The sequence below is a fragment of the Kitasatospora sp. NPDC097691 genome, from assembly GCF_040302665.1.
GTDB lineage: Bacteria > Actinomycetota > Actinomycetes > Streptomycetales > Streptomycetaceae > Kitasatospora.
This window is the reverse complement of the sequence record NZ_JBEORY010000042.1, coordinates 29,002-41,169: the sequence shown is the minus strand read 5'-3', so window position 1 is coordinate 41,169 and position 12,168 is coordinate 29,002. Positions and strand designations below refer to the sequence as shown.

The 12,168-nt window shown below is 74.5% G+C and carries 9 protein-coding genes and 1 pseudogene; 8 read left to right on the top strand and 2 right to left on the bottom strand.

Annotated features, from left to right (window positions below; all coding sequences use genetic code 11):
- Positions 1-170: 170 nt before the first annotated feature.
- Together ABTY56_RS25825 and ABTY56_RS25820 are read left to right on the top strand one after the other, a co-directional pair.
- The gene (locus tag ABTY56_RS25825) at positions 171-452 is read left to right on the top strand and encodes a type II toxin-antitoxin system Phd/YefM family antitoxin (RefSeq protein ID WP_344325967.1); all 282 of its coding nucleotides are present in this window, start codon (positions 171-173) and stop codon (positions 450-452) included.
- Positions 449-703 carry a Txe/YoeB family addiction module toxin gene (locus ABTY56_RS25820; protein ID WP_350631555.1) on the top strand — a complete coding sequence of 85 codons (255 nt, stop codon included), beginning with the start codon at positions 449-451 and terminating at the stop codon, positions 701-703. The genes ABTY56_RS25825 and ABTY56_RS25820 overlap by 4 nt, the downstream gene beginning before the upstream one ends.
- 183 nt (positions 704-886) lie before the next feature.
- Here the strand turns inward: ABTY56_RS25820 and ABTY56_RS25815 are convergent, their stop codons facing one another.
- Together ABTY56_RS25815 and ABTY56_RS25810 are read right to left on the bottom strand one after the other, a co-directional pair.
- The gene (locus tag ABTY56_RS25815) at positions 887-1,549 is read right to left on the bottom strand and encodes an HAD-IA family hydrolase (RefSeq protein ID WP_350631554.1); all 663 of its coding nucleotides are present in this window, start codon (positions 1,547-1,549) and stop codon (positions 887-889) included.
- A 57-nt stretch (positions 1,550-1,606) separates the two neighbouring features.
- A pseudogene (locus ABTY56_RS25810) lies at positions 1,607-2,748 on the bottom strand (dihydrofolate reductase family protein).
- 163 nt (positions 2,749-2,911) lie between these two features.
- On the opposite strand from ABTY56_RS25810, the gene ABTY56_RS25805 reads away from it, so the two are divergent.
- The 6 genes from ABTY56_RS25805 (at position 2,912) to ABTY56_RS25780 (ending at position 12,093) form a co-directional block, all read left to right on the top strand.
- Positions 2,912-3,730 (top strand): methyltransferase domain-containing protein, encoded by an 819-nt coding sequence (locus ABTY56_RS25805; protein ID WP_350631553.1) that lies wholly within the window; start codon positions 2,912-2,914, stop codon positions 3,728-3,730.
- 149 nt (positions 3,731-3,879) lie between these two features.
- Positions 3,880-5,403, top strand: a complete 1,524-nt coding sequence (locus tag ABTY56_RS25800; RefSeq protein WP_350631552.1) for a DUF4190 domain-containing protein — start codon at positions 3,880-3,882, stop codon at positions 5,401-5,403.
- Between the two features lie 224 nt (positions 5,404-5,627).
- Positions 5,628-5,840, top strand: a complete 213-nt coding sequence (locus tag ABTY56_RS25795; RefSeq protein WP_350631551.1) for an SPOR domain-containing protein — start codon at positions 5,628-5,630, stop codon at positions 5,838-5,840.
- Positions 5,841-5,858: 18 nt separating this feature from the next.
- Positions 5,859-6,359, top strand: a complete 501-nt coding sequence (locus tag ABTY56_RS25790; protein ID WP_350631550.1) for a (deoxy)nucleoside triphosphate pyrophosphohydrolase — start codon at positions 5,859-5,861, stop codon at positions 6,357-6,359.
- 139 nt (positions 6,360-6,498) lie between these two features.
- Positions 6,499-9,243: a SpoIIE family protein phosphatase gene (locus tag ABTY56_RS25785; protein ID WP_350631549.1), complete on the top strand. Its 2,745-nt coding sequence runs from the start codon at positions 6,499-6,501 to the stop codon at positions 9,241-9,243.
- A 240-nt stretch (positions 9,244-9,483) separates the two neighbouring features.
- Positions 9,484-12,093, top strand: coding sequence for a SpoIIE family protein phosphatase (locus tag ABTY56_RS25780; RefSeq protein WP_502893183.1), 2,610 nt, complete (start codon positions 9,484-9,486; stop codon positions 12,091-12,093).
- Positions 12,094-12,168: the final 75 nt, after the last annotated feature.

Here is a 12,168-nt window from a genome sequence, read left to right as displayed (position 1 = left end):
ATTACTTTGAGATAGATCGATCTGTCAAATGCGCAGGTCGGACGGGGCCCGCCTCCTTTGAGGTGGGCCCCGATCTCTTTTCCGTGCTGACTTGGTGCTGACTTCTTCGTCCCGTTGCATCCTCGTGAGTGGTACGTTATGTGGTACCACTCATGGAGGGAGTTCAGTCCATGTCGATCACTGCCAGCGAGGCGCGCAAGGCTCTCTTCCCGTTGATCAAGAAGGTCAATGACGATCACGAGGCCATTGAGATTGTCTCCAAGCACGGAAATGCCGTACTCGTGTCGGCCGAGGACTATGCCGCCTTGCGTGAGGGCTCCTACCTGTTGCGCTCGCCGGTGAATGCCCGCCGCTTGCTCAAGGCGTACGAGAACGCCCTTGGCGGCATAGGGCTTTCCGAGCGGGAGCTCATCGACCCTGATGCGGCGGATGGCGAGAAGGGTGCCGCGTGAGGCTCGTCTTCGAGGAGACCGGCTGGGAGGACTACACCTCCTGGCTCAAGAACGACCGCAAGATGCTCGCCCGGATCAACAAGCTCATCGAGGACGTGTTGCGCGACCCGTTCACTGGCATCGGCAAGCCCGAGCCGCTGAAGTACCACTTGCCCGGGGCCTGGTCGCGGCGGATCGATGACGAGCATCGCCTCGTCTACTTGGTGACGGACCGGGAGATCATCGTTCTGGCCGCCCGCTACCACTACTGATGGCTGGCTGCGAGTTCGAGTCACCGTGCTGATTCCGTGCTGACTTGAGCCGTCAGAATCGACGTTTTCGCAGGTCGCAGCGTTGTGGTGGAAGTTCCGCTTCAACGTGTGACCGGCTGATGCGTGATCGGACCGCCCGGCCCCGTGAGTACGGGGCCGGGCGGTTCGGCGTTCGCCGGGTGCTCAGCCGACGGTGACGGTGAGCAGGCCGTCGGGGGCCGGTGTGACGGTGACGGTGGTGAGGGTCTCGGCGTGGGCGTCCGGGTGGTGGGCGGCGGCGCGGGGGCCGATGCCGACGACGCGGATGCCGGCCGCCCTCGCGGCGGCGATGCCGGCGCCGGAGTCCTCGAAGGCGAGGCAGTCGGCCGGGGCGAAGCCGACGGCGGCGGCGCCCTTGAGGAAGCCCTCGGGGTCCGGCTTGCTGGCGCCGACGGACTCGGCGGTGATCAGGACGGGCGGCAGAGGCAGCCCGGCGGCGTCCATCCGGACCCGGGCGAGCGGCTGGTCGGCGGAGGTGACCAGGGCGTGCGGGAGGCGGGCCAGCGAGGCGAGGAAGGCGGCGGCGCCGGGGACCGGGACGACGCCCTCGGTGTCGGCGCGCTCGTGGTCGAGCATCCGCGCGTTCTCGGCGAGGTTGACCTCGACCGGGCGGTCGGGGAGCAGGGCGGCCATGGTGGCGTGGCCCTGGCGGCCGTGGGCGACGGCGAGCACCTCGGCCGGGTCCAGGCCGTGCTGCTCGGCCCAGCGGCTCCACCAGCGTTCGACCACGGCGTCGGAGTCGACCAGGGTGCCGTCCATGTCCAGGAGGAGGGCGCGGGCGGTCAGCCGGATGGGGACGGCGGGCATGGGGGCTCCTCGGCGGAAACGGAACGCGAGCTGTTTGTTCCTCGATGATACAAAAGATCAGCCGAGCAGGTGGGCGTTGACCGCGCGGGCCTCCTCGGCCAGCTCCGGCAGTTCCACCACCTCGACCCCGGCCGCCTCCAGCAGGGCGGTGCCCTGGCAGTCAGTGACGAAGAGGTCCGGCTCGCGCCAGGCGACCACCACCCGCGGCACACCCGCCGCGATGAGCCGGCGGGCGCACGGCACCGGCCGCGAGGCGCGCTGCCCGCAGGGCTCCAGCGAGCTGTAGACCGTCGCGCCGCGCAGCCGGGGGTCGTCGGCCGGGAGCTTGGCCAGGGCGGCCTCCTCGGCGTGGTCGTGGGGGTCCGCCTCCCGGCTGTAGCCCTCCGCCAGCACCCGGCCGTCGGCGCCGACGATCACCGCGCCGACCGAGAACGCCGTCTCGGACGGCGGGCAGCGGCGGGAGAGTTCGACGGCCCGGCGCAGGTGGTCGAGGTCGGTGGTCGCGGGGCGGTTCACGGCGCGGGCTCCTTCGGGGCGTACCTGAGCAGGACGACGTCGCCCACGGTACGTGCCTCCAGCAGCCGCATCCGCCGGGCCGGGCCGCCCGGGAAGGCGGCCGGGCGGACGAACCGGGGCGCCTCGGCCTGGCCGACCAGCAGCGGGGCGACGGCCAGCTGCAGCTCGTCCGCGAGGCCCAGGGCCAGGAACTGGGTGTGCACGCCCCCGCCGCCCTCGACCATCAGCCGGCGCACTCCGCGCGCGCCCAGGTCGTCCAGTACCGTGCCGAGGTCCACCGTGCCGCCGAGTGCGACCACCTCGGCCCGCCCGTCCAGCCGGGGGCGCAGGACCGCCGCCCCGGCGTCCGTGGTGTAGGCGAGCTTGGCGCCGCCGGTGTGCCAGAACCGCAGGTCGGCGTCGAGGTCGCCGCTCGCGCTGAGGGTGACCTTCAGCGGGTACTCGGGCCGGCCCGCCGCCAGCCGGGCGGCCCGGCGCGCGGGGTCGTTGACCAGCAGGCGCGGATTGTCGGCGCGCAGGGTGTTGCCGCCGACCAGGATCGCGTCGGCGGCGGCACGCTCCTCGTCCACCCGGTCGAAGTCGGCGGCGTTGGAGAGCAGCAGTCGCTCGGGGGAGGCGTCGTCGAGGTGGCCGTCGAGCGACACGGCGGCGCTCAGCAGGACGAAGGGGCGCTGGCCGGGCATGGGCGGGACCGTTCTGTCGGGGGCGCCTCCACGGTACGGCGACGGAGTGCGGGCGGAACGCCGCACGGTCGGAATGTGAGACGGAACTTCTCGACATGCGGGATGGGGAGTAGCGTCGAGGTGTCGAGGAGAACGGAAAACCGACCACGCCCAGGGGGATCCCATGTCCGGACCGCAGCCCTCCGTCGTCTACACCCACGGCCACCAGGAAGCCGTGCTGCGCTCGCACCGCTCCCGTAGCGCCGCCGATTCGGCCGCCTACCTGCTGCCCGAACTGCGGCCGGGGCAGGCCCTGTTGGACATCGGCTGCGGGCCCGGCACGATCACCGCCGACCTGGCCGAGCTGGTCGGCCCGGACGGTCGGGTGGTGGCGGTGGACACCTCCGCCGAGGTGCTGGAGCGGGCCGCCGACCACGTGGCCGGACGCGGTCTGTCCAATGTGGTCTTCGAGCAGGCCGATGTGCACCGACTGCCCTACCGGGACGGCGAGTTCGACGTGGTGCACGCCCACCAGGTGCTGCAGCACGTGGCCGACCGGGTGGCCGCGCTGCGCGAGATGCGACGGGTGGCGGCTCCCGGCGGCGTCGTCGCGGCCCGGGACGTCGACTACGCCTCGATGACCTGGTTCCCCGAGGTGCCCGCGCTGGACCGGTGGCTGGAGCTGTACCGGCGCACTGCCCGCGCCAACGGCGGTGAGCCGGACGCGGGCCGACGGCTGCTGTCCTGGGCCCGCGCGGCGGGCTTCGCGGAGGTCACCGCGAGCGCCACCACCTGGACGTACGCGACGCCCGACCGACGCGCCTGGTGGGGCGGGATGTGGGCGGACCGGGTCACCGGTACCGCGCTGGGCCGGACGGCGGTCGAGCGGGGTTACGCGGAGCCGGAGGAGCTGGAGCGGATCGCGGCCGGCTGGCGGGAGTGGAGCGCCGCGGGGGACGGCTGGTTCTCGATGCTGCACGGCGAGGTCCTGGCCCGCGGCTGAGCGGCCGACGGGGGGCCGGCCGGGGCGGGCAGGTGTTCGGAAAGATCGGGTAAAGTCGCGCGACCGTTCACATCGGGCCCGTTGGGGGGTCCGAGCCATGGTGCCGAACGCCGAGCAGATGCCCGCCCCGGCGGGTTGGGGGAGTCCACGTGTCCAAGCCCGAGTCCGAGCCGTCCGCCCCGGGGCCGGAGACGCCCGCGCGGACCGGGCCGGACACGGGCACGGGCACGGAGGCGGACATGGGGGCGGACGCGGCTCCGACGACGGGTCAGGACCCGAGGGTGGACTTCCGCAAGGAGGCCGACGAGTCGGTGGCCACCCCGGTGCACCCCGAGCCCGCGGCTGCCCCGGCGGGCCCCGAGCCCGCCCCGCTCGCACCCACGGCCCCGGCGGCCCCCACCCTGCCCGCGGACGCCGTGCAGCCGCCCGCCCCCGCCGACCCCTGGGCCGCGCCCGACCTCCTCGCCGCGCCCGCCGCCGCGCACCCGCAGCCTCTCGCGCACCCGCAGCCCGCCCCCCTGCCGTCGGCCGCCCCGCCCCAGCCGCCGCACCCGCTGCCCGCCGGCGGCTGGGCCTCCGTCACACCCTCCGCCCAGTCCGGCTTCCGGACCGACCACCCGTACCCGCAGCCGCCCGGTCCGGCGCCCACCAACGGCTTCGCGGTCGGCTCCCTGGTGACCGGCCTGGTCATGGTGGCGCCGGTGGCCCTGGTGTTCGGCATCGTGGCGCTGGTCCAGATCAACCGGCGCAAGGAGCGCGGCTTCGGCTTGGCGGTGGCCGGCGTGGTGCTCGGCACGATCGGCACGCTCCTGCTCTCCCTGCTGCTGGGCGCGGGGAACTTCAGCGGTGCCGGCGGCGGCCGGTTCGCCCACGCGCCGAAGGCACCGGCCGGCTCCGTCCACTGGTCCGACCTCAGGACCGGCGACTGCTACAGCTCCCCCGGCGGGGGATCGGTGACCGGCGCCGACGGCGACGAGACGGTCTACTGGGTGAACCGGGTGGCCTGCGCCGAGCCGCACCACGGCGAAGTGGCCGGCACCGCCCCGTTCCCCGCGAGCAACGGCCCCTACCCGGGGGAGAGCGAGGTCCGCGAGTCGGCCGCCCGGCTGTGCCGCAAGGTGCTGGACGACTACGCGCTCGACCAGTGGGTCGTGCCGGACGGCATGGACGACGTCTACCTCTACCCGACCGCGAACAACTGGGCGGCCGGCGAACGGTACGCCACCTGCGCCTTCGAGGACCGCGACGACCAGCACCGGGGCACCGTCCGCACCGACCGGAGCCGCCTGAGCGCGCCTCAACTGGCCTACCTGGAGGCGGTCCGGGTCTTCAATGACGCCTACCTGGACCAGCCGAAGCAGGACGTCTCCGAGGCCGGGGCCGACTACCGGAGCTGGGCCCGCCGGATGGCCGTCGCCTCCCGGACCGAGGCCGCCGTGCTCGGCGCGCCGTCGACGGACTGGCCGGCCGACGTCCGGCCGAACGTCGCCAAGCTCGTCGAGGCCCAGTCCCAGGCGGCCGCCGCGTGGGACGCCGCGGCCTCCGCCGACGACCTGGAGGGTGCCGTCCGCCGCGCCAAGGGCCTGGTGGCCAAGACGGTGCCGGTGAGCGTGGACATCCGCCGCGGGCTGGGCCTGTCCACCGGCGAGCAGGTGCCCGACCTGCGGGTCTGAGCCTCCGTGCACGTGGTTACCGGCCGTTAACAACGCCCATACCTGCCGGTAGCGAACGCCGCGTAGCGTCGCGGGTGTGCCCCCGGCCCGACCCCCACGCGAGCCGGGGGCACGACGGCATCCGGCCGGCCGGACGAGGCGGACCTGCCGGTCCTGCCAGGTCGGCAGGACCGGCCGACGGAGGCCACCGGAGGCGTCGGCGGAGCGCCGGATATCCTCCCGCCATGGGCACCTATCGGGTGATGCGGCAGGACGACAATGGCAACCGCTTCCTGGTCGCCGACGGCTTGGACGGCGCCGAGGCGCACCGGCTGGCCGCCGAGTTCGAGGCCCGCGGCCACAAGCAGCTGTACTGGGTCGAGGCGGTCGGGGCCGTACGTGCGACGGAAGCGACGGAACCGGCCGAGCGGGGGAACGGAGCCGCCCGGAACGCCTGAGGCCGTAGGGTCGGGGCCATGGACGCCCCGCACGCCCCGCACTCCACCGACCACCCCACCGGCCACCCCGTCGGCCGCCCCACGGACAGTCCCGCCGGGCCCCGGATCGTGGTCGGCGGCGCGCTGGTCCGTGACGGCCGGGTGCTCGCGGCCCGGCGCAGCGCGCCCGCGGCGGTGGCCGGGCGCTGGGAGTTCCCCGGCGGGAAGGCCGAGCCGGGCGAGACCGAGGCGCAGGCGCTGGAGCGCGAGCTGCGGGAGGAGCTGGGCGTCCGGGCGCGGGCGCTGACCCGCCTGCCCGGCGCGTGGGCCGTGCGCCCCGGCCTGGAGTTGCGTTTCTGGGCGGCTGAGCTGCTGGCCGGCGAGCCGCGCGCGCTGCAGGACCACGACGCGCTGCGCTGGCTAGGCCCGGACGAACTGGACGCGGTGGACTGGATCGACCACGACCGCGACGTGTTGCCGTACGTCGCCCGGCTGCTCGCGGGGCCGGGGGCCGGGGGCGACGCGCAGTCCGCCGGGTAGGTCAATCGGACAAGACGACCCAGCGACCGGGATAGCCTGGGATCTGCTGGGTATGTCACTTTTCGGCACTATTCGTCACCATCGGTGAGCCGCCCCCAGCCGGCGACGCCGATCCCGACCAGAGCCGGAGGCCCCGTCGGTGTCGAGTACCGGGAACGGCGGCGGGGGAGAGCGGCGGGCAGGACCCGCGGGCAGCGCGGCCGCCCGCGCCCGGCTGCGCCGCGCCGCCCGCCCGACCGCCCCCCAGCCGCCGGCCGGTCGCCGCCGCGGTCCCGTCGCCGCCCCCGACACCGAGCGGCCCGCCCAGCCGGCGCCGACCCTGTCCCTGCCCGAACCGGGCGCCCGGTCCGGACTGCGCAGCCGCCCCGGCCGCCCGTTCCCCGGCGGGCCCGGCGACGCCCCGAACGCGCTCGGCGCGTCGTCCGGGGGCGGCCTGCTCGACATGCTCAAGGTCGCCATCGCGATCCTGGACACCGCGGGCCGGGTGGTGCTGTGGAGCCCCGCCGCCGAGGAACTGCTCGGCTGGCCGAACGAGTTGCTGGTCGGCCGCCGGATCGACGAGCTGATCCCTGACCAGGAGCAGGTCGTCCGGATCCGGGCCGCGATTCAGGACACCCTGCGGCACGGCCGCTGGGCCGGTTACGCGGAGCTGCGCGACCGGGACGGCGTGCCGGTCGCCATGGAGGCCCGGATCTCCCTCCTGGTGGACGGTGACGGCACCCCGTTCCTGCAGGTCAGCATGGCCGAGTCGGCCGCCGTGGGGGCCGTCGAGCGCGACCTCGCGGTGCGCGACGCGCTGTTCGAGCAGTCTCCGCTGGGCATCGCCATCCTGGACACCGAGCTGCGCTACACCGCGGTCAACCAGACCCTCGCCGAGATGAACGGCGTCGCCCTGGAGGACCACGTCGGCCGCACCACCGGCGAGACCCTGCCCGAGCGGGCCGCCGACGAGATCACCGCCATCCAGCGCCAGGTGCTGGCCACCGGCGAACCGGTCATCGACGTCACCCTGGCCTCCCCGGTCACCACCCGGGCCGGCTACCGGTCGATCTCCTACAGCCGGATGACCGACCGCTCCGGCCGGGTGCTCGGCATCTCCGGCACGGTGATGGACGTGACGGAGCGCTACCGGGCTGTCGCCAAGGTCGAACACGCCCGGCGCCGGCTCTCGCTGCTCAACGAGTTCGGCTCCCGGGTGGGCGACCTGCTGGACGCCTCCCGGATCGCCCAGGAGCTGGCCAGCTCGGTCGTCCCCCGGCTCACCGACCACTCGGCGGTGATCCTGCTCCAGGCCGTCGCACACGGCGACGACCTGCCCCGGCACGGCCACGACAGACGCACCTCGCTGCTCCAGCTCGGCACCGCCTCCGTCCAGGACGGCCCCGAGGTGGACGTGATGCTGCGCCGCGGCGCCCGGATCACCTTCGCCGAGGACTCCGTCTGCGGCCGGGTGCTGCGCACGGGAGTGCCCGAGCTGCTCTCCGGGGCCGAGCAGCTGGACGACGTCACCTACCCGGGCGACCCGAAGATGCAGGCCGCCCGGGACCTCGGGGTGCACTCGATGCTGGCCGTCCCGCTGCGTGCCCGCGGCATCGTGATCGGCCTGCTGCTGGTCAGCCGGGCCGGCTACCGCGAGGCCTTCGACCGGGACGACCTGGCCTTCACCGTCGAGCTCGCCGACCGGGCCGGCAGCTCGCTGGACAACGCCCGCCTCTACGCCCGCGAGCGCACCGCCGCGCTCACCCTCCAGCGCACCCTGCTCCCGCAGCAGGTCCCGCAGCCCACCGGCGTCGAGGTCGCCTACCGGTACGTGCCCGGCAGCAGCGGCACCGAGGTCGGCGGTGACTGGTTCGACGTCATCCCGCTGCCCGGCGACCGCACCGCGCTGGTGGTCGGCGACGTGATGGGCCACGGCCTGCGGGCCGCCGCCACCATGGGCCGGCTGCGCACCGCGGTCCGGGTGCTGGCCGCCCTCGACCTGCCGCCGGACGTCCTGCTGCGGCACGTCCACGAACTGGCCGACGACCTCGCCCAGGGCCCGGACGAGGCGCTGCTCGCCACCTGCGTCTACGCGGTCTTCGACCCGGCGACGGCCCGGCTGACCGTCGCCAAGGCCGGGCACATCCCCCCGGTGCTGGTGGTGCCGGGCCAGGAGAGCGAGGAGCCCACCCGCAACGGCAGCCCGCTGCCCGGCGGCGCCGGCCGGATCCTCGACCTGCCCTCCGGCGCCCCGCTCGGCGTGGGCGGAGTCCCGTTCGAATCGGTCGAACTGAAGATCCCCGAGGGCAGCCTGCTCGCGCTGTGCACCGACGGCCTGGTCGAGTCCCGGGACAAGGACCTGGACGTCGGCCTCGGCCGGCTGCTCACCGTCCTCCAGGAGCCGCACGCCTCCATCCAGGCCGCCTGCGAGGCGGTGCTCGACACCATGGAGCAGGGCCGCGAGCCGGACGACGTCGCGCTGCTGCTGGCCAGGCTGGGGCACGGCCAGGCCGGCACCCCGACGGCCGGCTGGACCCTGCCGGCCGAGCCCACCGCCGTCTCCCGGGCGCGTCGGCTGGTCCGCGCCACGCTCGCCGAGTGGGGCGTGGAGGCGCTCACCGACACCGCCGAGTTGCTGGTCAGCGAGCTGGTCACGAACGCCGTCCGGTACGCCAGTGCCCCGATCGGGGTACGGCTGACGCTCGGCGAGACGTTGCTGGTCGAGATCTCCGACCCGCTGCCCGACCCGCCCCGGGAGCGGCACGCGGCCGAGGCCGACGAGGGCGGCCGGGGCCTGGAGCTGGTCCGCCGGCTGGCGCTGCGCTGGGGCGCCCGGGCCGAGGGCATCGGCAAGGTGGTCTGGTTCGAGCAGGCGCTGCCGGGTAATGAGCCCGACGAGTCGTGACTCGATCGAACGCCGGACGACGTGCCAGGAGAGCGGTGCCGCATATGCCATCGGGGGCCCGGGGGGAGCGCGCGCCCCGGAAGGGGGCGCGAGCGTGGCATTGTGGTTGCGCGGGCGGTAGGACAAAAACCTTCGCCCGATCTGATGTTGTGATGTTGAGGGCGTGTGAACGCACCCCTCGATGATGAATACTCGGTCTTCTCGACATCCGGACGGTCGCGGGTTGGAGGGGTCGGTCCGTTGAACAGCACTCCGGCGCGGAGCGCGCCGATCAGCAGCGGTCATGCCGCTGTGCCCGGGCAGGCCGGCTCGTTGCACCTGCCCGTACCGGCGACCCGGCCGGACGGCGACAGCGCGAGCCGCGGCGCCCACCCCGGCGCCGAGGCGCGACCGTGGGGCGCCGGCGACCCCGGCACGATCTACGACTACATCCGGGTCGCGACCTTCGCGATCGGCCCCGACGGGCGGATCAATCAGTGGAGCGAGCGCGCCGCCGAGTTCTTCGGAGTCCCGGCCGCCGACGCCGTCGGCGCCGACCCGATCACCACCTTCGTCCCCCGCGAACTCTGGCAGCGCGGCCGCGCCCGGCTGGAGCGCACCCTGGCCGGCGAGGAGTGGGTCGGCACCACCCCGTACCGGGCCGCCGACGGCGGCGAGGGCCTGGCCGAGCTCTACCTGATGCCCGACAGCGCCCTGCCCACCGCGGGCGCCACCTGCCTGGCCGTCGACCTCGGGCGGCTGCGCCGGATCGAGACCGACCTCGCCGCCTCCGAGGCCGTCTTCGGGCAGACCCCCACCGGCTTCGTGCTGTTCGACGACCGGCTGCGCCTGCAGCGGGTCAACGACGCCTTCGCCTCCGGCATGGGCCTGGTCCCCACCGACCTCGAAGGCCTCACCCCGCACGACCTCTTCCCGCCGTCCGAGGCCGACCGGCTCACCGCCGCCCTGCGCAAGGTCCTCGCCACCGGCGAGCCCGTGTTCGACCTGCGCTTCCACGGGGCCGTCCCGACCCGCGACGGCAACCGGCTCTGGGCCGTCTCGCTGTACCGCCTCAACGGCGCCGCCGGGCAGCCGATGGGCGTGGCCGGACAGGTCTCCGACGTCACCAGCCGGCACGTCGCCGAGCGCGAGGCCGACGGCGTGCGCCGCAACCTCGCCCTGCTCAACGAGGCCAGCGCCCACATCGGGTCCACGCTCGACCTGGAGACCACCGCCAAGGAGCTGCTGGACGTCGTCGTCCCGCCGTTCTGCGACCTCGCCACCGTCGACCTCTACACCGCCCTGCTCTCCGGCGAGACCGTCCCCAGCGCCGGCCGGCTCGGCGACACCGTGCTCACCGACGGCAGCGGCGAACTGCGCCGGGTCGCCGTCTCCAGCGTGGTCGGCGGCGCCTCCTCGGTGCTCGGCTCGGTCACCGGCCTGCCCATCGCCGAGGCCGGCGGCACCCTCTGTTACCCGCGCCGCTCCCCACACGCCCGGGCACTGCGCACCGGCCGCAGCGTCGTCCCCGAGCCCGGGCCCGACCCGCTGCTGCGCTCCACCCTGATCGTCCCGCTGGTCGCCCGCGACCAGGTGCTCGGCCTCGTCCAGCTCTCCCGGGCGATCGGCAGCGAGCCCTTCGACGCCCGCGACGTCGCGATCGCCGAGGAGCTCGTCGCCCGCGCCGCCGTCTGCATCGACAACGCCCGGCTCTACCGCCGCGAGCACGAGCGCGCGCTGATCCTCCAGCGCAGCCTGCTGCCCCCCGGCAACCCGGCCGCCAGCGGCCTGGAGATCGCCTGCCGCTACCTGCCCAGCAACAACAACACCGAGGTCGGCGGCGACTGGTTCGACGTCATCCCGTTGCCCGGCAACCGCACCGCGCTGGTCATCGGCGACGTGATGGGCCGCGGCCTGCGCGCCGCCGTCGCCATGGGCCAGCTGCGCACCGCCGTCCGCACCCTCGCGATGCTCGACCTCGAACCCGCCGAGGTGCTCACCGCCCTGGACGAGATCGCCCGCGGCCTCGGCGACGACTCCGTGCCGGCCGGCCCGCCCACCCCGTACGGGCGGCTCACCTCGACGGCGGACGAGGAGGCGCGCGAGGTCTACCTGGCGACCTGCGTCTACGCGGTCTACGACGCCGTCACCCGGCGCTGCTGGATCGCCAACGCCGGACACCTCCCGCCGGTGCTGCTCAGCCCCGGCGAGGGCGCCCGGATGCTCGACGTGCCGCCCGGCCTGCCGCTGGGCGTCGGCGGCGAGCCCTTCGAGGAGGTGGAGGTGGACCTCCCGGACGGCGCCGTGCTCGGCCTCTACACCGACGGCCTGGTGGAGAGCCGCAAGCACCAGCTGGACGAGGGCCTGCGCGCCTTCCGCTCGGCGCTCTCCGTCGAGGGCAAGGGCCTGGAGGACCTCTGCGACCACGTGCTCGGCGAGCTCAACCCGCACCACGGCGAGGACGACATCGCCCTGCTGATGGCCAAGGTGCACGCGTTCCCCGAGGACGCCGTCGGCAACTGGTTCCTGCCGCCCGAGCCCACCTCCGTCGCCAAGGCCCGCGAGCTGGCCTGCAGCTGGCTGCTGACCAGGGGGCTGGAGGAGCTGGTCGACACCACCGAGCTGCTGGTCAGCGAGCTGGTCACCAACGCGCTCAAGCACGGGCGCGGCGAGATCCGGCTGCGGCTGCTGCGCGAGCGCGGCCTGGTCTGCGAGGTCTGGGACGACGGATACGCCCAGCCCCGGCAGCGGCGCGCCCAGGAGACCGACGAGGGCGGGCGCGGCCTGCAGCTGGTCAGCCTGCTGGCCGAGCGCTGGGGCAGCCGGCGCACGCCGAAGGGCAAGATCGTCTGGTTCGAGCTGGCGCTCTAGCCGGACCGGGAGCCGCCGTGGACGGCCCGACCGCACGGGTTGGGCCGTAAGGGTGCAGTCACCCCCGGTTCGCCG